Annotated in this window: 22 protein-coding genes and 1 tRNA gene; 5 read left to right on the top strand and 18 right to left on the bottom strand. The window is 43.4% G+C overall.

Going from position 1 to position 20,624, the window contains the following annotated elements:
• Positions 1-19 precede the first annotated feature (19 nt).
• The 4 genes from C0979_RS08520 to C0979_RS08535 all read left to right on the top strand — a co-directional run bounded on the left by C0979_RS08520 (position 20) and on the right by C0979_RS08535 (position 2,702).
• Complete coding sequence (locus C0979_RS08520) at positions 20-670, top strand: flavin reductase (protein ID WP_101695558.1); 651 nt, start codon at positions 20-22, stop codon at positions 668-670.
• A 136-nt stretch (positions 671-806) separates the two neighbouring features.
• Entirely contained in the window at positions 807-1,175 is a 369-nt protein-coding gene (locus C0979_RS08525) for a GntR family transcriptional regulator (protein WP_101695559.1), read from the top strand.
• Between the two features lies 1 nt (position 1,176).
• Positions 1,177-1,878, top strand: coding sequence for an ABC transporter ATP-binding protein (locus C0979_RS08530; protein WP_101695560.1), 702 nt, complete (start codon positions 1,177-1,179; stop codon positions 1,876-1,878).
• Positions 1,872-2,702, top strand: a complete 831-nt coding sequence (locus tag C0979_RS08535) for a hypothetical protein (protein WP_101695561.1) — start codon at positions 1,872-1,874, stop codon at positions 2,700-2,702. Before C0979_RS08530 ends, C0979_RS08535 begins: the two co-directional genes overlap by 7 nt.
• A gap of 101 nt (positions 2,703-2,803) precedes the next feature.
• On the opposite strand, the gene C0979_RS08540 is transcribed toward C0979_RS08535, so the two are convergent.
• The 9 genes from C0979_RS08540 to C0979_RS08580 form a co-directional block, all read right to left on the bottom strand.
• Entirely contained in the window at positions 2,804-3,136 is a 333-nt protein-coding gene (locus C0979_RS08540) for a branched-chain amino acid transport AzlD family protein (RefSeq protein WP_101695562.1), read from the bottom strand.
• Positions 3,127-3,837 (bottom strand): AzlC family ABC transporter permease, encoded by a 711-nt coding sequence (locus C0979_RS08545; protein WP_101695563.1) that lies wholly within the window; start codon positions 3,835-3,837, stop codon positions 3,127-3,129. Before C0979_RS08545 ends, C0979_RS08540 begins: the two co-directional genes overlap by 10 nt.
• A gap of 102 nt (positions 3,838-3,939) precedes the next feature.
• Entirely contained in the window at positions 3,940-4,569 is a 630-nt protein-coding gene (locus tag C0979_RS08550) for a hypothetical protein (protein WP_101695564.1), read from the bottom strand.
• A gap of 39 nt (positions 4,570-4,608) precedes the next feature.
• Positions 4,609-4,680: transfer RNA gene (locus C0979_RS08555), tRNA-Arg, on the bottom strand.
• A 158-nt stretch (positions 4,681-4,838) separates the two neighbouring features.
• A complete protein-coding gene (locus C0979_RS08560) occupies positions 4,839-5,711 on the bottom strand; it encodes a DUF5688 family protein (RefSeq protein ID WP_101695565.1) in 873 nt (290 codons plus the stop codon).
• A gap of 169 nt (positions 5,712-5,880) precedes the next feature.
• Positions 5,881-6,444, bottom strand: coding sequence for an elongation factor P (gene efp / locus C0979_RS08565; protein WP_101695566.1), 564 nt, complete (start codon positions 6,442-6,444; stop codon positions 5,881-5,883).
• A 96-nt stretch (positions 6,445-6,540) separates the two neighbouring features.
• A complete protein-coding gene (locus C0979_RS08570; protein ID WP_101695567.1) occupies positions 6,541-7,041 on the bottom strand; it encodes a YqeG family HAD IIIA-type phosphatase in 501 nt (166 codons plus the stop codon).
• A gap of 4 nt (positions 7,042-7,045) precedes the next feature.
• Positions 7,046-7,828 carry a shikimate kinase gene (locus C0979_RS08575; protein WP_101695568.1) on the bottom strand — a complete coding sequence of 261 codons (783 nt, stop codon included), beginning with the start codon at positions 7,826-7,828 and terminating at the stop codon, positions 7,046-7,048.
• A gap of 54 nt (positions 7,829-7,882) precedes the next feature.
• Positions 7,883-8,788 (bottom strand): LysR family transcriptional regulator, encoded by a 906-nt coding sequence (locus C0979_RS08580; RefSeq protein ID WP_101695569.1) that lies wholly within the window; start codon positions 8,786-8,788, stop codon positions 7,883-7,885.
• 158 nt (positions 8,789-8,946) lie between these two features.
• On the opposite strand from C0979_RS08580, the gene C0979_RS08585 reads away from it, so the two are divergent.
• Positions 8,947-10,947, top strand: coding sequence for an oxidoreductase (locus C0979_RS08585; protein ID WP_101695570.1), 2,001 nt, complete (start codon positions 8,947-8,949; stop codon positions 10,945-10,947).
• Positions 10,948-11,021: 74 nt separating this feature from the next.
• Here the strand turns inward: C0979_RS08585 and C0979_RS08590 are convergent, their stop codons facing one another.
• The 9 genes from C0979_RS08590 to topA form a co-directional block, all read right to left on the bottom strand.
• A complete protein-coding gene (locus C0979_RS08590) occupies positions 11,022-11,717 on the bottom strand; it encodes a peptidoglycan recognition protein family protein (RefSeq protein ID WP_101695571.1) in 696 nt (231 codons plus the stop codon).
• A 136-nt stretch (positions 11,718-11,853) separates the two neighbouring features.
• The gene (locus C0979_RS08595; RefSeq protein ID WP_101695572.1) at positions 11,854-12,882 is read right to left on the bottom strand and encodes an aldose epimerase family protein; all 1,029 of its coding nucleotides are present in this window, start codon (positions 12,880-12,882) and stop codon (positions 11,854-11,856) included.
• Positions 12,883-13,030: 148 nt separating this feature from the next.
• Complete coding sequence (gene guaB, locus C0979_RS08600) at positions 13,031-14,485, bottom strand: IMP dehydrogenase (RefSeq protein WP_101695573.1); 1,455 nt, start codon at positions 14,483-14,485, stop codon at positions 13,031-13,033.
• A gap of 122 nt (positions 14,486-14,607) precedes the next feature.
• A complete protein-coding gene (locus C0979_RS08605; RefSeq protein WP_101695574.1) occupies positions 14,608-15,099 on the bottom strand; it encodes a DUF6106 family protein in 492 nt (163 codons plus the stop codon).
• Between the two features lie 134 nt (positions 15,100-15,233).
• Positions 15,234-16,856 (bottom strand): chaperonin GroEL, encoded by a 1,623-nt coding sequence (gene groL / locus C0979_RS08610; RefSeq protein WP_101695575.1) that lies wholly within the window; start codon positions 16,854-16,856, stop codon positions 15,234-15,236.
• Positions 16,857-16,917: 61 nt separating this feature from the next.
• Positions 16,918-17,202 (bottom strand): co-chaperone GroES, encoded by a 285-nt coding sequence (locus tag C0979_RS08615; RefSeq protein WP_101695576.1) that lies wholly within the window; start codon positions 17,200-17,202, stop codon positions 16,918-16,920.
• A 116-nt stretch (positions 17,203-17,318) separates the two neighbouring features.
• Positions 17,319-17,630, bottom strand: a complete 312-nt coding sequence (locus C0979_RS08620) for a hypothetical protein (protein WP_242962676.1) — start codon at positions 17,628-17,630, stop codon at positions 17,319-17,321.
• Between the two features lie 19 nt (positions 17,631-17,649).
• Entirely contained in the window at positions 17,650-18,432 is a 783-nt protein-coding gene (gene codY / locus C0979_RS08625; RefSeq protein ID WP_101695578.1) for a GTP-sensing pleiotropic transcriptional regulator CodY, read from the bottom strand.
• A gap of 80 nt (positions 18,433-18,512) precedes the next feature.
• A complete protein-coding gene (gene topA, locus C0979_RS08630) occupies positions 18,513-20,579 on the bottom strand; it encodes a type I DNA topoisomerase (protein ID WP_101695579.1) in 2,067 nt (688 codons plus the stop codon).
• Positions 20,580-20,624 lie beyond the last annotated feature (45 nt).

The following is a 20,624-nucleotide window of genomic DNA, read 5'->3' on the forward strand; positions in this document are numbered from 1 at the left end:
TAAAGTAAGGAGGGCTCCTATGAACACAAAAGTTTTTCACAATTTATCCTACGGCGTCTACATTATCTCTTCCCTCAACGGGGAACGCCCTACCGGCTGCACAGCCAACAGTGTGATGCAGATCACTTCCTCTCCGGCAACTCTTGCGCTTAGCATGAACCACGACAACTTTACCAATTCCTGCATTGAAAAAACCGGGAAATTTGCCATTTCCATTCTGTCTGAGACGTCAGATCCTTCTCTGATTGGACAATTCGGTTTCCAGTCCGGAAGAGACGTAAATAAATTTGAGAACATTCTTTTTGAGACGAAAGAAGGACTTCCTGTCCTTACAGACTCCTGCGGCTATATCATCTGTAAAGTCATCGACAAAATGGAAACCTCTACACACACGGTATTCTTAGGAGAAGTCATAGACGGAGATATCCAAAGTGCCTCTCCTTCCATGACCTACGCTTACTACCACAGGGTCATCAAAGGAAAGAGTCCGAAAAATGCACCGACCTATCTGCCGGAAGAAGAATCAGAAAATACTATCCCTTCTAAAACCTCCTGGGTGTGCAGCATCTGCGGCTACGTATACGATGAAGAGGCGCCTTTCGAAGAGCTTCCTGACAGTTATACCTGCCCAATCTGCAAACAGCCAAAATCCAAATTTGTGAAGCAATAAGTGCCTGACTTTTGCATCCACTGTATATTTTTTACAGTGGATGTTCTTTTTTTCTAATTCCTCTTGACAATCCCCCCCTCATGTTTTATTGTACTATATAAATAATACAAATTTAGTCAGGAAACGAGGTGATCGTATGCCATGGGATCTTGATAATGACCGCCCAATCTATCTTCAACTGATGGAGCGGATCCAGCAGGATATCGTAGCTGGCGTCTACCAGGCCGGTGATAAACTTCCATCCGTCAGAGACCTTGCAATGGAAGCTGCTGTAAATCCCAACACGATGCAAAAAGCGCTCTCTGAGCTGGAGCGAAACGGCCTTCTTCATTCACAGCGAACCAGCGGGCGTTATATTACGGAGGACAAAGAAATGCTGAAACAGCTAAAAAGTGATCTCGCAGCCAGTCACATACGGGAATTTATTGAAAAGATGAAACAGCTGGGCTTCCCTGAAGAAGAGACCTTAGAACTGATCCAAAATGCAATAAAGGGGGAACACTAACATGAAGCCGATTTTAGAGTGTCAGGGGCTTTCCAAACGCTATTCTTCCAGTTTTTATGCCCTGAATAATCTGAACCTTGCATTGGAAAAAGGACAGATTGTCGGTCTTCTTGGACCAAACGGAAGCGGAAAGACAACTCTGATTAAACTGATTAACGACTGCCTCCACCCAACCCAGGGAACCATCCTGATCGATGGCATGGAGCCAGGCGTAGCAACCAAAAAACTGATTTCCTATCTGCCCGAGCGCACTTGTCTGGATCTCTCTATGAAGGTAAAGGATGTCATTGCATACTATGCAGATTTCTATGAAAACTTTGTAACAGAACGGGCATACCAGATGCTTCAGGATTTGGAAATCAATCCCAATGCGAGGCTGAAATCCTTATCCAAAGGAACCAAAGAAAAGGTTCAGCTCATCCTGATTATGAGCCGAGATGCAAAACTTTATATCTTAGACGAACCAATCGGCGGAGTTGATCCGGCAGCACGCGACTACATCCTTCATACCATTTTGAATAATTATAATGAAGAAGCAACTATCCTGCTGTCCACCCACCTGATTCAGGATATTGAGAATATTCTGGACCGAGTCGTATTCATCCGTCAGGGGCAGGTCGTTCTCAACCAGACTGTGGATGAAATCCGTACCCAGCATGGTAAATCTGTAGATAGTTTATTCCGGGAGGTGTTCAGATGTTAGGCAAATTATTGAAATACGACATGAAATCATTGAACCGATTCCTGATTGTGCTGCACACATTTCTGCTGTTATCAGCACTTGGAATCCGCATCTTCCTGACCGGAAGAATCTTTGCAGACAATACAGCAGAAGGAACTATTTTGGGACTCTCTTTTCTGCTTTACATTCTGGTTATTACAGCTGCAAACTTTGGAACCTTTATCGTCATTGCTGTTCGTTTCTACAAAAACCTGTATTCGGACGAAGGATATTTAACCCATACCCTTCCGGCAACAAAAGGTGCACACCTGTTGTCCAAGACGATTTCTGGAACCATCTGGGGCACACTCGATATGATTCTGATGGGGCTGTCCATCTATATCGTAGTGGCTACGCCATTTGTCATGGATGTCTATCATGCACATAGAGCCGAGATTCTCACAGAATTTGGATTTATCGGACGCTATGCCGATTTAACATTTCCGAAGATTCTGTTGTTTCTTCTTATATTTAGCATCATATGCGCCTTCAGCAGCTGTATTACCATCTATGCTTCTGTTGTACTGGGACAGTTATTTAGCGGGCATCGGATACTGGGAGCTGTTGTATCCTATTTTGCGATCTCGACCATCGTATCTATTTTAAGCTTTATCAGTCTGGCAGTGCTCGGCCTGTCCACTTCTAAAGATCTCATTTACATGAGATCGGCCGCAGGGGAACCTTTCAACTTTGTAGCTTACATGGCTGGCGTACTAGGTCTTTCTACACTGCTTGCACTGATCGTCGGAATCATTCTATATATTCTGACCTATGTTCTGATGAACCAAAAAATTGACCTTGCTTAAAACGATATCCGCATATTCTCAACATCTAAAAATACCGTCTGCCGAGGTAAACCAAACTGGTAAACCATACCGGCCGACGGTATTTTTCTTTTTCTTCTTTTTCAAAAAATGGTCTGCACCAACACCATATACAGCACCGTTCCCACTCCGATACTAAGGAGATTATTCCGCTTCCATACATGAAGCCCTGCCGTAACCACCACAGCAATCAGCTCCGGAAGCCCATGGGAGCCAGAAAGCACGGGTGTCTCCTTTAGGCAATAGACCACCAGCATTCCGATCACCGCAGGTGTCAGTACTTTTCCCAGATACTGAACTACCGGCGGAATTTCTTTCCCTCGTGGGAAAACCAGAAATGGAATCACGCGAGTTCCAAAAGTTGCAAGGGCAACCAGCAGAATAATGAAAAACGATATTCCTGCACTTAACGGCATAACTCTCCCTCCATTCCTGTCTCTAATTTCTTTCTTCCAAGAAGCAATACCAAGGTAATTAAAATCATAGACGGCAGCACAAATCCATCTACTCCGAAAATTTGCAGGCATACAAACGCTGCAGCCACTCCAAGAAGTTCTGGAATCCGATTCTTTTCCTCCATCCACTGTTCCACAAAAATAACGACGAACAGCGCAGTCATCGCAAATTCAATTCCTTCCGAATTAAACGGAATAAGTGCCCCTGCAATCCCACCGATGGCAGAACCTATAATCCAGTAGGACTGATTCATAAGTGAGATCGCGAACAAAAACTTTTCTTCCTCTACTCCTTTTGGAACCTTCGTTGTACATAGCAAGGAATACGTCTCATCTGTCAGCCCAAAGATCATATACCAACGCTTTTTTCCCATCTGATGGAACCGCTCCAACAGAGAAATCCCATAAAAAATATGTCGGATATTCACCATCAGTGTCATAGCAATCACATTTAGAAAAGAAACTCCCGGCACAAAAAAATTCACTGCCAAATACTGCCCTGACCCTGCATAAACCATCAGGCTCATCAGCATTGCCCACAAAAATGAATATCCTTTTTCCGCAAACATAACTCCAAATGCAATTCCAATAAATAAATATCCGGTCAATACCGGAATGGTATAAGGGAACGCCTTTCGAAAGGCCTGTTTATACCCTGCCATCCTTCTCTCCTCCTTTACTTTATTACGTTACCCAGCTAAGTTGCCAGGCTAAAAAAGAACAGACCTCATATACAAGGTCTGTTTTTTCCGGGAAACCGCTACCTAGCTTCCAGTTGAATCTTCATAAGCATTTTTCAAATCCACAAGAGCTTCCTGTAGCAGCGCATCCGACTGCACCGCCGCATGATAAGCACTTTGTGTATCGGCAAAGAGCTGCTGCACATCCGTGTGCTGTGCAAGTTCCTCAATACAGGTTCTAATCTCTGCTTCCTTTACCTCTGTGCCGACCCGGTAACTGCCGTCTTTTTTCTTGTCCACATACAGTGTACCAAGTCCCGGAACCTTTGTATATATATCTTTAATCTTCATATCGTATCTCACAAACACGACATACGTATCCTTGTATCTTCCAAGCTTGATATGGCTTTCTATTCCTTCATAAGCCTCCACAAACTTGCTTTCTCCGGCTGCTTTTTCAAAATATTCTTCTACTGCGCCGGAAACCTCCGGATATTTTCCCATGGAAAGGGGATTCTCCTCCATCGTCTGATATCCCAGATTCTCCACCTTCATCTGTTGAGAATTCGTCTTCTGTACCTTTTTCGTCTCTTCTTTGGTCAGAGCTTGTCTGCCCATCTCCGCCGTCAGTACCAAAAGCAGCGCTATCACGACCACTTTTATAAACAGATACTTCTTTACGGGAGATATGCAGTCCTTACGTTCTCCTTCCATAAAGACTCCCTTCTGCAACGAAAAAAAGTTAAAAAAGTACACACCCGGGCGGATTCGAACCGCCGCTCCCGCCTCCGGAGGGCGGTGCTCTATCCCCTGAGCTACGGGTGCATAATCAATAACAATATGAAATTACCTTTGTTATACTAACACATTTTTCTCATAAAGTAAAGGAAATGATTTCGACATTTTTTCACATTTCATCATTTCCCTTACTTTTTATACCATCATACCTGAAAAATACTCAAAACGGATTCTATAAGGACTCTCTAAATCCGCAGCAGCTTATACTCCCGATCATAATAATAAACACGATCCGATAGAATTTCCTCTTCCTCCAGCTGCGTATCATTCACTTCCCGAACAAGCGCTGTTAAATCCCTTTTTGAAACCGACTTACTCTCCGGCAGAATAATCACTTCATGCACACTGCTTGGGAGTACATAATAATTCTCTCCCAGCTTTTCCCCGATTCTTTCCAGGCAGCCCTCGTATAAAAGGCAAGCTGCTCCGAAATTCCGATACCGATTCGTCAGTACATAGAAGATATCCTCCCCTCTTGGAATCTCCATCCCCCATCCGCCTGCCATCTCACTTAATGGCTGACAATCTTCCGGCAGAATTCTCCTGGTGTTCCAAGTAGCCCGTGCAAAAATCTCAGCTTCCTTCACGTTCCACATCTTCAAATGCTCATCGCTGATCAGCATAGATGCCGTTCCATAAAAACTGACTTCTAACAGAACCTGATAAATCACTGCCAAATCTAAAAAATTCTGATGCGGCACTCCCTCCAAAAGCTCCCGGTTCGCCTGTCGGTTAATCAAACGATAAACTATCTTTTCTTTTACTTTTGCATACTCTTCAACTAAACTCCCATCCCAGGAATGACGAAAACGAATCCTTTGATACAGACTCAGAATTTCCTCTGTGATCTCCTCTACACTGTCCCCATCACAAAACTGCTGATAATACTCCTCTAGATAGATGGTCGGGGAAATATTGATCCCCTTCTCCATAATGGTAAGACCATACTTCTTAATCCCATTATTTTTCACCGCCGTATACAACTGTACGGTAATGTTCTCCTTCACTCCTTCCTTTACTTTTCCCTCTACTGCACGGATAAACTGGTAATATGTCATAATACTCCTTTCCCCAAAGCAGCATCGTGGAAAATATGTCCTTGTTACACTTCTGAAAATAGCGGCAGAAACTGCCATTGAATCAATTGATATGAACAATGAATTATGGTATTTCAATTATAAAAAAGCCCTGCAAAAATTGCAAGGCCTTTTTCTTAAAATTAGCATCCTATACTCTGGATAAATACTCTCCTGTACGAGTATCGATCTTGATCATCTCATCCTGCTCAACGAACAGAGGAACTGCTACCTGAGCGCCAGTCTCTACGATTGCCGGCTTTGTTGCTCCCTGAGCGGTATTGCCCTTAAATCCAGGCTCTGTTTCTGTAACGAGAAGCTCTACAGTAAGCGGTGGCTCAATCGCAAATGGTTTCTCCTGATACAAGCTTACGCTGACTTCCTGATTCTCTTTTACAAACTTCAGGGAATCGCCCACATCTTCCTTGCTGACAGCGATCTGATCAAAAGTCTCGTTGTCCATGAAGTAGAACAGATCTCCATCGTTGTAAAGATACTGCATCTTCTTTCTCTCAATAAACGCTTCCTGGAAAGACTCTGTCGGACGGAAGGTTGTCTCTACCACACCACCGTTGATGATATCTTTTAATTTCACGCGGACAAAAGCTGCTCCTTTTCCCGGTTTTACATGCATGAATTCCATAACCTGGCATACTTTGCCATCAATCTCAAGCGTCATGCCATTTCTAAATTCACCTGCTGATTTTGTTGCCATTCTATTATCCTCCTTAATCATGCCCCACAGGACACTTCTACGTTTACGTTCGCTTTTATCATTTTATAATAAATTATGCCTTTTTTCAACCCTTTTTTACTGTTTCAGGCTTCTCTTATAAAAGTATAGCACAATTTTTTCCAGATACCGTTTCAGTACAATCTGGATCTCTTCCTTAGGATGAATCGGCTTTACCAGAATATTGGCAATTCCGGTTCGTTTTGCTCCCCATACATCCGTGAACAGCTGATCTCCGATAAACAATGTATTCTTCTGGTTTGTTCCCATCATTTCCATTGCTTTCTTATAATTCTTTGTAGACGGCTTATGGGCATTGTACACATAATCCACCTGAATGTCCTGATTGAACATTTTCACTCTCGGTTCTTGATTGTTGGAAATCAAGCAACAGTGAAATCCCAAACTCTTAAGCTTTGCAAACAGCTTCTTTGCACGCTCGTCCGCCGGAGCGCCATGGGGCACCAAAGTGTTGTCGATATCAAAAATCACCCCTCGGTATCCTTTCTTATATAACTCTTCAAAATCAATCACATATGTAGATGCTACATATTTATCAGGAAAAAACTTATCAAACATCTCTCTACTCTTCCATCTCTATAATCCGCTGCACCAGTTCCTCACATATCTGCAGCACCGTCTTGTTATCTGTATTGATGACAATATCTGCGGCAGCTTCGTATTTCTCCCTGCGCTGCTCCATCAGTTCAGAAATGCCTTTTACATTCTTGCGCCCATTCAAAACCGGTCTGTCATCACTGTCTTTCACTCGCTCGTAGATTGTCTGAGGACTCGCCGTCAGCAGAACAACTCGTCCGTTTTTCTTCATTTCTTCTACGTTTCGCTCGCGAAGGGCCGCTCCTCCGCCACAGGAGATCACCGTATTCTTGTTAGACTGCATTTCCACCAGAAGTCCGGTCTCCAGATCACGAAAATATTCTTCTCCGTAGGTTGCAAAAATATCCGGGATACTCATTTCTTCCCGTTCTGCAATCAACTGATCCATCTCAACCACCTTCATGGCAAACATGGTGCTTAAGTAATCGGAAATTGTCGTTTTTCCGGCTCCCATAAAACCAATCAGCACAATATTATAATCAAACAGCTTTCTCGCCTGGATTTTTTTACTGTTACGAAGGATTCTGCGGAACACATCGTAAATCTCTTCTTTATACTTGTTGTCTTCAAGCTTCTCTTCCAGTCTCATCTTCTGCTTGGCTTCCTGCTGCGGCTGGAGAATCGGCATACCATATTCTTCCTTATACGCCATAATCTTCTCTACAATCGCGTTTCTTTCCACCAGCGCATCGATAATCTTATCATCACACAATGCAAGCTGCTCCCTGTACATCTCTAGATCATTCATCCTTGTCTCTCCTGTCTGCCTTGTTATGTCAATTTACAATTACTGATTATTATATCAAGATTCCAGGTCCTCCGCAAGAATTTCATATCGCTCTTTCACATAATTAATGAAGGTTCTGGCAACCGGCGAAAGATACTTATCCTTCTGCGTTACCATGTAAACCAGCCTGCTAAACTGAAGATCCTTAAGCGTAAGACGCACCACCGGCATACTACGTATTGCCGGCACATCCGGCACAATCCCGACTCCCAGACCCTGCGCCACCATTCCGGCAAGCGCACTGTCTTCATCTACCATATAGCTGATCCGCGGTTTCTTTCTAGCCACCTTAAAAAGTCGATCCACCATAGGTCTTAACCCGCTTCCCTTGTTGAAAAAGATCTGCGGATACTCTGCCAGTTCCGCAATCGTTACGGAATCCTTTTGGGTCAGAGGATGATCTAACGGAGTAATCGCTACCAAAGTTTCCTTCGATACCGGAAGAAAATCAAGATCTTTCTGCCCTTCCACCATAGAACAGAATACCAAATCGTATTTTTCTTCCCGAAGTCCCTTTATTACCTCCTGGGTCACGCCATTGTGAAAACCGAATTCCACCTCCATCTGTGGATAATCCTTCAAAAAATTCGCAACCAACCCCGGCACAAATTCTGCTCCTTGAGTATAAATATAACCGATATCAATCCTTCCCCCGCTCAGACTCGTCATGGCCTTCGTCTTCCGCACGCCGGTATCCAGAATAGCAAGAGCTTCTTCTGCATACTGCATAAACATTCTGCCATACTTAGTCAGTACAACATTGCGTCCCTGCCGTTCAAAAAGCCGGGTTCCCAACTCCTGCTCCAGTGATGAAATTGCATGACTTAAGCTTGGCTGTGTAATCGTCAGTTTTTCCGCCGCCCTGGTGTAATGTTCAATATGTGCAAGTGTTACAAAGTATTGCAGCTGATTCAGGTTCATGTTTCATCCTCCTTGTATATTTTTACCAAGTATACCACAATCCATAGACAAATTCTATTGTCTCGACCAAAAACATGCATTTGTTTTATATTTAACAATATTTTATAATAAACGTATACTTCAAGTAACCATTAGGAAATCGTATGGAGGAAATCAAAATGAAAAACAATTATCCACATATCTTTCAGCCACTGACGCTGAGAGGAATGACCATGAGAAACCGTGTGGCAATGATGCCTATGGGAAGCGATTTTGCAGGACATAACGGAGAATTAAGTGACGAACATATTAAGTATTATGAACTGCGTGCACGCGGCGGCACAGGATTAATCATTGTTGAAAATATCTGTGTAAAATATCCAGAGGGTTCCAATGGAACAACGCAGCTTCGTCTGGACAAAGACTGCTACATTCCGCGCATGTTCAACCTGACAGAAGCCTGTCACAGACAGGGCGCATGCATCGGTGTACAGATCAACCACGCCGGAGCCTCTGCCATGAGTTCCAGAATCGGAATGCAGCCGGTATCTGCTTCTACCCTTCCATCCAAGCCAGGCGGAGAGACTCCTCGCCCGCTTTCTAAAGAAGAACTGGAAAGCATTGCAAAGGACTATGCTGCCGCTGCCAGACGTGCTGTAAATGCCGGATTTGATTTAATCGAAATTCATGCCGGACACTCTTATCTGATCAGCCAGTTCCTGTCCCCAACCATGAACGACCGCACCGACGAATTTGGCGGATGTGCTAAAAACCGTGCACGATTCTGCCGCATGATCATTGATGAAGTAAGAAAAGCAATTGGTCCAAGAGTTCCTATTTCTCTGCGTCTTAGCGTTGACGAACTGGTAGAAGGCGGAAATACCGTAGAGGACTGTCTGGAATATTTGGAATATTTAAATGATGAAGTTGATTTATTCGATACCTCTGCCGGATTAAATCCAACCATTCAGTATCAGATTGACGCCAACTACCTGGAAGACGGCTGGAGATCCTATATGGCAAAAGCAGTTCGTGACAAATTCAATAAACCAACCATTGCAATCGGAAACATCCGTGATCCAAAGATTGCCGACGATATTATTGCACGGGGAGATGCCGATCTTATCGGTCTTGGACGTGGTCTTATCGCAGATCCTGACTGGTGCAACAAAGCAAAATACGGAGACGTCTGCGATATCCGCAAATGTATCTCCTGCAACATAGGATGTGTCGGCAACCGAATCGGCGGAAACAAACCGCTTCGCTGTACCATCAACCCGGATCTGACAGAAGGCGAATCTTACAAGAAGAAGCAGGTTGCAAACCCTTGCAGCGTGGTTGTCGTCGGAGCCGGAACTGCCGGTCTTGAAGCTGCATGTACTGCTGCTGAAGTTGGATGTCAGGTAACCCTTTTGGAGAAAAAAGACGAAATCGGCGGACTTTCCGTTGAGATTTCCAAGATTCCTGCAAAGAAGAGACTGGCAGACTTTCCTACCTACTTAAAACATCGTGCATCTAAGCTTTCTAACTTGACGATTAAAACAGGTGTAGACGCAACAGTAGAAGACATTAAGGCTTACCAGCCGGATCTCGTTGTCAATGCCACAGGTTCCGTTCCTCTCCTTCCTCCAATTGAAGGACTTCACGAGAATCTTGCTAGCGCAGATGCATCTGTATACTCCATTATGGATATGATTGACAATCTTGATAACTATCCGGAAGATCTCACCGGTAAAAAGGTTGTTGTTGTCGGCGGAGGTGCCGTAGGTCTTGACGTAGTCGAATTCTTTGCACCACGCGGAGCTGAAACTACCATCATTGAAATGATGCCAATCATCGGAAACGGACTGGATGCTTCATCTACCGCCAGCATGAAAGAATGTATGAGCAAGCATCACGTAACCCAGATGGTAAATACAGCTCTTATGAAAGTAAATCCACATTCCTTCCTGGTTAAATACGATGGAAAGGAAGAGGAACTTCCATTTGATTATGGTTTTGTATGCCTGGGCATGAAAGCACACACACCTATTTGGGAAGCCATCGAACAAGGATTTGAAGGCGAGAACACCGAAGTGATCAACATCGGCGACTCTGTTCGTGCAAGACGCATCATCGACGGCACAGATGCCGGACGCCATTTGGTATTGAATACTTTGGAGCGTTTGGGATATCTGTAAAATATATCTTAAAGAGCCACAGTACTTGTAAACACAAGAACTGTGGCTCTTATTTTACTCTTTATTCCAGAAGCCTACATCTTCCTTCGGTACTCTTCCAGCCGCGCCCCTATCTTTTCTTTAAACGTCTTCCATGCCTCTTCGTCCTCTACAAAATACTTCGGACAATTCTTTCCTGTTACATCATAATGACGAATTACATCCTCCTGATCTAAGTCAAACTTCAGGCAGAGCCATGCACATAGATCTACCACAGATTCATAGGTCTCTTCATTAAATTTCCCAGCCTCATCCGGATGACAGCACTCAATGGATACCGTATCCATGTTCCGGCTGTTGGACGCATATGCCATCTCCCAGGTAGGTACGCATTGAATAATTTCCCCTTCCAATCCAACAATAAAATTGCTGCTTACACTCGTCGTATGACTGTCTTTGAGCCCTTCAAAATAATTACGGTTATCCATAGCTGTAGCTCCTGGATTCGCAGTATAATGCACAACAATTCCTGTAATCTTATTTACCTTCGTCCCAGGTCTGGAATAGGGATTCACCGTCAAAAGCTCTACATCAATATCCGGACGTACCGCATCCACCGCATCTCCGCTTCGCTCTTGATACTGATCTGAAAACCAGATCTTCTTCGCCAGTTTTCCCACTCCCAAAACAACCAATATCAACAGGAGAAGAAGCATTCCCATTCGGATATTCCGCTGCATCTTTCTCTTCTTCTGCGCTGTGCTTAGCTTCCGCCTGTATTTCTTTTTCATTCGTACTTATCTCCTATCCACAGCCCTTCGGCATTTCTTCCTTTCTATCTTAGCATGCCGGACGAAGGTTTTTATGAATAGTTCCTTATGATTTTCTAAATTCTGTATGTTATCTTACAAATTTTTCCTAAGTAATCTACTCTGTATAGAAACGATATTCGGTCGTTGTATCGTATGCCTCATTTGCTTTCACAATCGGCCCTTCAAACTGCTCTTTATGAACAGCATCCGGGAAATACTGCGTCTCAAAGCATAGGAAATCCCGGATCTGATACACTACTCCTCCTTTTCCCGGCTCATTTTCCAAATAATTTGCTGTATACAGATGAACGCCCGGAAGATCTGTATAAACCTCCATTCCGATCCCTGTCTCTTTCGCGTACATTCCTGCCACTTTACGAAAACCGCTTCCATTCAATACATAGTTATGATCATATCCTTTTCCCAGAATCAAAGCTTCATAATCCGCTTCAATATCCCGTCCAATAACTTTGCGGGTTCTGAAATCCATCGGAGTCCCTTCTACGGATACAAACTCACCCGTAGGAATTGACTCTTCATCCGCTCTAGTATAAGTCTTTGCATCCACCCAAGCTTCCTGAGACAGAACGCTTCCTGATTCATGTCCTGCCAGGTTAAAGTAACTATGATTAATCATATTCACCAAAGTATCCTGATCTGAGACTCCATGGTAATGAATCTTCACACCATTTTCCTCTGTCAAGGTATAGGTCACTGACACGGTAAAGTTGCCAGGGAATCCCTGATCTCCGTCGGGACTGAACAGCTCAAATGTCACATGACTTTCATCTGCCTCCACCGTTTTCCACAACCGCTTCGGATAGAAATCTCTGCCCCCATGCAGAGTATTCTTTCCGTCATTTGCTGTCAGTAAATATGTCTTTCCCTCAATATCAAAGGAGGCGCCGCCAATCCGATTGGCCACGCGGCCTACAGTCGCTCCGATCGATGCTTCCCCCTTCTCATATCCGGTTACATCATCATACCCTGCCACTACGTCTATCATCCGACCGCCACTCGCAGGAATCAACACTTGCACCAAAGTCGCTCCGAAATCCGACACTTTGATTTCCATCCCATTCTGATTTTTTAAGGAATAAAGATGTGCCTCTTCCCCATTTTTTAAAATTCCAAATTTCTGCATTTCCCTTTTCTCCTCTCACCAGTTTCCTCATATCTTCCCTTATGATACCGTTCTTTTCTCTGAATGTCCATAGAAAAAGAAGGGGAAAAATATGCCATCGGCTCAGCGGCACAAACTGCCGCCAAACAGATGACATATCACAAATCTCTTATTCGTCTACACTATAGTTCGGAGCCTCTTTGGTAATATGAATATCATGCGGATGACTCTCCTTCAAAGATGCTGCCGAGATCTTCACAAACTGTCCACTCTTCTTCAGATCCTCGATGGTTGGAGTACCACAGTAACCCATACCGGAACGAAGTCCTCCCATCAGCTGGAATACCGTATCCTCTACCGTTCCTTTATATGCAACACGTCCTTCTACACCTTCCGGAACCAGTTTCTTCGCATCGGACTGGAAGTAACGGTCTTTGCTTCCGTTCTCCATTGCTGCAATAGATCCCATACCACGGTAAACTTTATACTTTCTTCCCTGGTACAGTTCAAAAGTTCCCGGGCTCTCATCACAGCCAGCAAAAATGCTTCCCATCATACATACGTTAGCACCGGCTGCAATTGCCTTCGTCATATCTCCTGAGTATTTGATTCCTCCATCTGCAATAATCGGAATTCCATACTTGTCAGCTACTTCATAACAGTTCATAACAGCCGTAACCTGTGGAACACCGATTCCTGCAACTACACGGGTCGTACAGATAGATCCTGGGCCGATACCTACTTTCACAGCGTCAACACCGGCTTTAATCAATGCCTCTGCCGCCTCTCCAGTTGCCACATTTCCTGCAATGACCTGAAGATCCGGGAATTTATTCTTCACCATCTCTACGGTTCTCAAAACGTTGGCAGAATGTCCATGTGCAGAATCCATAACCACAACGTCAACCTTTGCATTCACAAGTTCCTGTGCTCTTTCCAGGCAATTTGCTGTAATTCCAATTGCAGCTCCACAAAGAAGACGACCCTGACTATCCTTGGCAGACAGTGGATACTTGATCTGTTTCTCAATATCTTTAATGGTAATCAGACCCGTTAAATTAAAGTCCTTATCTACGATCGGAAGCTTTTCCTTTCTAGCCTTTGCAAGAATTTTCTTTGCTTCCTCCAGTGTAATTCCCTCCGGAGCCGTAATCAGCCCTTCAGACGTCATGGATTCTTTTATCTTCTTAGAGAAATCTTCTTCAAACTTCAAATCACGGTTGGTAATAATACCGACTAACTTTCTTCCCTCTGTGATCGGGACTCCTGAAATACGGTATTTTGCCATCAAGTCATTGGCATCTGCCAGTGTATGTTCCGGTGACAGATAAAATGGATCGGTAATTACACCATTTTCCGAACGCTTTACCTTATCTACCTCTTCTGCCTGCTGCTCAATCGACATATTCTTATGAATGATACCGATTCCTCCCTGGCGTGCCATTGCAATCGCCATGCGATGCTCGGTTACCGTATCCATACCAGCACTCATCATCGGTATGTTCAGTCTAATCTTCTTCGTCAAATGTGTTGATAAATCCACTTGGTTTGGGATCACTTCTGAATATGCCGGTATCAGCAGCACATCATCAAATGTAATTCCTTCTCCAATGATCTTTCCCATGATTCTAATCCTCTCTTTCGTTTCTTTAGTTAATGATTTAAGAGCTATAATAACCAATCTCTCTACGTTTTGTCAACCAATTTATTGATTTTTCTAAAATCTCTTTTCCAAAATCTGCATTCTTACCGACGAATCACCTTTCTCGGCGCCATCATAGAATATCCTTCTATAATGGTATCATTCGGTTCAAAAATTACTTTCGTCATTTCTCCTTTATTCGTCACCACCAATACATAGCGTCTCGCCTGCTTATTTCCAGAGCTAAAGTCTTTGACCTTTACATTCTGGTACTGTCCAAGCTCCGATGCCCCTGCAGGCGCCAGCAATTCCACATCATTGATGGCCGCCGAAAACTTGCGCTTTCTTTTCGCTTTATTCAGAATAATATCGATATCCAACTCTCCATTTACATAGAGATATTCATATTCTACATTCATTCTTCGGAACAAAAAAACATCCAAAATAATCACCAGAACCGGCAGAATAATCCCCAATGGGAAGAAGAATACGATCACAATTGAAAGAAGCGTCAGAAGAATCAGTCCGATCTTTATCATCCGATCCTTTGCATCTGCTTTCTTTTTCACCAATTGTTCTGTATAATAGTCGCTCATTTCCTTTTCCTCCGCAATTCTTTCATACCAATGTGATTCTCATTATACCACATTTCAACTAAAAGAAAACTCCTCTTTCGAGGAGTTTTCAAATTCTTTAGAATTGTATCTGCAGGATCAACTCAAATGCTCTATTACATCATTCCCATTCCTGCTCCACCTGCCGGCATAGCCGGTGCATCTTCTTTAATGTTTGCAACAACAGACTCTGTTGTCAACAGTGTAGATGCTACACTTGTTGCGTTCTGCAATGCACTTCTTGTTACCTTTGCAGGATCCAGGATACCATATTCTACCATGTCTACATAGTTCTCCGTCAAGGCATCAAATCCGGTTCCCACTGGAGATTCTTTTACTTTGTTAATAATAACGGAGCCTTCCAGTCCTGCATTTGCAGCAATGTGGAACAGCGGAGCTTCCAGTGCTTTTAATACAACCTTCGCACCTGTCTTCTCATCTCCATCCAGTGTCTCTGCCAGTTTTGCAACCTCTTTTGCAACATGAATATAAGCAGATCCGCCTCCGGCGATGATTCCTTCCTCTACTGCTGCTCTTGTCGCATTCAGCGCATCTTCCATACGAAGTTTTGCTTCTTTCATCTCAGTCTCTGTAGCTGCTCCTACACGAATCACAGCAACACCACCTGCTAATTTTGCAAGTCTTTCCTGTAATTTTTCTCTGTCAAAATCAGATGTTGTCTCCTCAATCTGTGCTTTAATCTGAGCTACACGGTCAGAAATCTCTTTCTTGTCTCCCATACCGTCTACAATGACCGTATTTTCTTTCTGAACCTTCACAGATTTTGCACGTCCAAGCTGATCCAGTGTTGTCTCTTTTAAATCCATTCCCAATTCATCAGATACTACCTGACCACCTGTTAAAATTGCGATATCTTTCAGCATTTCTTTTCTTCTGTCACCGTATCCAGGAGCTTTTACAGCCACTACATTAAATGTTCCGCGCAGTTTATTCACGATCAGAGTAGTCAGCGCCTCTCCCTCGACATCCTCTGCAATGATCAGAAGTTTTGCACCTGACTGTACTACCTGCTCTAACAGAGGCAGAATTTCCTGAATATTGGAAATTTTCTTATCTGTAATCAAAATGTATGGATCATCCAAAACCGCTTCCATCTTATCCATGTCAGTAGCCATATATGCAGATACATATCCGCGGTCAAACTGCATACCTTCTACCAGATCCAGTTCCGTCTTCATCGTCTTGGACTCTTCAATTGTAATAACACCGTCGTTAGATACTTTTTCCATTGCATCTGCAACCATTTCTCCAACTTCTACGTCTCCTGCTGAAATTGCAGCAACCTTTGCGATCTGATCTTTTCCATTTACTTTACTGGACATTCCCGCAATTGCCTCTACTGCTTTTTCTGTTGCCTTTCTCATACCCTTGCGAAGAATGATCGGATTCGCTCCTGCTGCTAGGTTCTTCATTCCTTCATGTACCATAGACTGTGCCAAAACTGTTGCGGTTGTTGTTCCGTCACCTGCCACATCGTTGGTCTTAGATGCCACTTCTTTGATCAGCTGAGCACCCATATTTTCAAATGCATCTTCCAACTCAATTTCTTTTGCAATTGTCACACCATCATTGGTGATCAAAGGAGCTCCGAAAGATTTATCAAGAACCACATTACGTCCCTTTGGTCCAAGCGTTACTCTTACTGTATCTGCAAGCTGATTGACTCCAGCTTCCAACGCACTTCTTGCCTCTGCCCCATATTTAATTTCTTTTGCCATGATAATCTGCCTCCTAACTATATTCTATCCAATCTGCTACTCTTTTCCCGAAATCTTTCTTCTATTCGCATACTGCCAAGATATCATCCTGTTTTACGATAATGTATTCTTCGTCTTCAATTTCAACGGTCGTTCCTGCATATTTAGAATAAATAACGGTCTGGCCTTCTGTCACGTTCATCTTTACTTCTTTGCCATCAACTGTTCCACCTGGGCCAACAGCTACTACTTCTGCCTGCTGCGGTTTTTCTTTGGACTGTCCAGGAATTACAATTCCGGATTTTGTAGTCTCTTCTGCTACTAACTGTTTCAATACGACTCTGTCTCCCAATGGTACTAATTTCATATTTATTCCTCCTTAAATAATAACCTCTGGATTATTAGCACTCACAAAAAGAGAGTGCTAAAAGATTCTAGATATAAAATAGCACTCTCTCTGTATTTTGTCAACAGACTTTCTATTTAGTTTACAAGATTTTTATAAAATCCATTTTTGACATGAACTCTTATGACATTGCCCAATTTGTTCCAATACCGTTCTTCAATAACTCCCACACAGGAAACCTCTCCTTCCTGTGTATGAATCCTGCATTCATAGATCCCGTCCAGAGAAAATACCGGAAGCTTTGCCTCCCCTGACAATAAATATATGTCTTCTTCCTCTGGATTATACGTGATTACACTACAATAATAGGTCGTTTCATCATAATAGCCATCTTTCAGAATCATCCGCTGCATCCGGACTTCTGCCTGGCACTCTTCATACATAGCCATCTTTCCTTCTCTGCGCTCTTTACTTTATGCGTTCTGCCTTAATATGCTCCAGTTCGGTAAACACGTAATCGTTTACGACCTTAATATAAGTTCCCTTCATACCAGAAGAACGGGACTCAATTACGCCAGCACTTTCAAATTTACGCAGTGCATTTACAATCACAGACCTTGTAATTCCTACCCTGTCTGCGATCTTACTTGCCACCAGAATTCCCTCTGTTCCATCCAACTCATCAAAAATATGGATGATTGCTTCCAATTCCGAATAGGACAAAGTACTAATTGCAGACTGAACAATATGCTCTTTTCTTGTCTCCTCTGCACTTTCTTCATTAACGGAGCGAAGCATTTCCAAACCGACAACCGTCGTTCCGTACTCGCTTAAGATAATATCATCAATCTCATACATCTCTCCGGATTTATAAAGGAACAGGGTTCCAAGACGTTCTCCCGCAATATCAATCGGCGTAATAATGGCCTGATATCCCCGCACTGCATCCGCTGAAAATCCGAGTGTTTCAAGATTGACATTTTCTTTTGTGGAGAGAATACTAAGAAGACGCTCATTCAGCATCTCATCAATATGTTTTCCCACTTCCCGCTCAATTAACTCTGTAATGTACGGCACATCGCTGCACTTGCTGCCGCCAAGCACTTTTCCTTTCTTACTAACCACCAGCACATTAGAGTTCAAAATCTCTGTCAGCACCTCGCAGATATCATTGAACACAACCTTGCTGGAATTGTTATTGTGCAGTAATTTGTTGATTTTTCTTGTTTTGTCTAATAATTGCACGCTCATTGAAATTCCTCCATTCTTGAATGTTATATTAACATATAATTCATCAACATTCAATGAATTTTCAAAATATTCTTTCTCTTTTATTTATTTTCTACATAACCGCACTGTTCATCTGAACACAGCAGCTTATTTCCTTTTTCTACCATGTAACTTCCACATTTTGGACACTTCTTAACAGATGGCTTCTGCCAGGACATAAATTCACATTCCGGATTATCTTCGCATCCATAGTACTTTCTACCCTTCTTCGTCTTGCGAACCACCACGTCTTTGCCACATACCGGACAAGCCACTCCGATCTTCTCCAGATATGGCTTGGTATTTCTGCACTCCGGAAATCCCGGACAGGCCAGGAACTTTCCATGGGGTCCGTACTTGATCACCATATTGCGTCCACATTGATCACAGATGACATCAGTCACCTCGTCTTCAATCTTAACTTCTTCCAGCTCTTTTTCCGCCATCTCTACTGCCTGCATCAAATCTGGATAAAAGTTCTCAATAATCGTCTTCCACTTTACCTGACCCTCGGCCACACCATCCAAAAGGCTTTCCATATTTGCGGTAAAATTCACATCTACAATACTCGGGAAGGACTGTTTCATAATATTGTTTACCACTTCGCCGATTTCCGTCAAATAAAGGTTTTTATTTTCTTTTGCCACATATCGTCTTGCGATAATGGTGGAAATCGTCGGAGCATACGTACTTGGACGTCCAATCCCCAGTTCCTCCAAAGTCTTGACAAGTGCCGCCTCCGTATAATGCGCCGGCGGTTGTGTAAAATGCTGCTTGGAATCAAAACTTTCTTTGGTGAGTTTGGAATCCATATCCAATCCCTTTAACAGAACATTTCCAGATTCCTTCTCTTCTCCCGCCTCCACATAAACCGTTCGGAAGCCTTCAAATATAATCTTGGAAGCTGCTACTGTAAACCGGTAGGAACCAGCCGCAATCTTTACGGATGTCGTCTCATATCTGGCCGGCTGCATCCGGCTTGCCAAAAAACGCTTCCATACCAGCTGATACAGGCGGAACTGATCTCTGGAAAGGGAATCCTTTACCGATGCCGGTGTTCGCGTCACATCTGTCGGACGGATCGCCTCGTGAGCATCTTGAATAATCTTCTTGCCGCTTCCACTTCTACTCTCGCCCGCCGCTACAAATTCTTCTCCATATGCTTTTCCAATATAATCACGTACACTTATCTCTGCCTCATCAGAAACACGGGTAGAATCGGTACGCAGATACGTGATCAAACCGACGGTTCCGCTTCCTTTGATATCCACACCCTCATATAACTGTTGCGCAATCCGCATCGTCTTTGCCGTCGCAAAGTTCAGCGCCTTAGACGCCTCCTGCTGCAAAGTACTGGTGGTAAATGGAAGTGGCGCCTTTTTCACGCGCTCTCCTTTTTTGATGTCTGCCACTGAATACTCTGCATTTTCTACTTCCTTCAAAATCTGATCCAGCTGCTCTTTAGAACTAATAACCACCTTTTCTTTTTCAGTTCCATAAAATTTGGCATTTAAAAGCTTACGCTCCCCTTCTACTTTCAGATTCACATCCAAAGACCAATATTCTTCTGGTATAAATGCATTGATTTCTTCTTCTCTGTCTGCAATAATCCGAAGTGCCACCGACTGCACACGACCGGCACTTAATCCTCTCTTTACTTTTGCCCACAGAAGAGGACTAATCTTGTAACCCACAATCCTATCCAGCACACGTCTTGCCTGCTGCGCATCTACCAGATCCATATCAATTTCACGCGGATTCTTCAAAGACGCCTTCACTGCATTCTTAGTAATCTCATTAAAACTGATCCGATAAACTTTTTTATCCTCCAGTTTCAACGCTTTACACAAATGCCAGGAAATCGCCTCTCCTTCTCGGTCCGGGTCAGTTGCAAGATAGATCTTGTCTGCCTTCTTTACTTCTTTCCGAAGTCCCGCAAGCAGTTCTCCCTTTCCTCGAATGGTAATATATTTCGGTTCAAAATCATGTTCTACATCAATTCCAAGCTGACTCTTCGGAAGATCCCTGACGTGACCGTTGGATGCAGTCACCACATAGCTGCTTCCGAGGAATTTCTTAATTGTCTTCACCTTTGCAGGTGACTCCACTATGACGAGATAGCGTGCCATATAATTATTTCCTCCAATACCTGTAACTCTTTTGTGAATACCGCC

The organism is Dorea phocaeensis, assembly GCF_900240315.1.
Classification (GTDB): domain Bacteria; phylum Bacillota; class Clostridia; order Lachnospirales; family Lachnospiraceae; genus Dorea_B; species Dorea_B phocaeensis.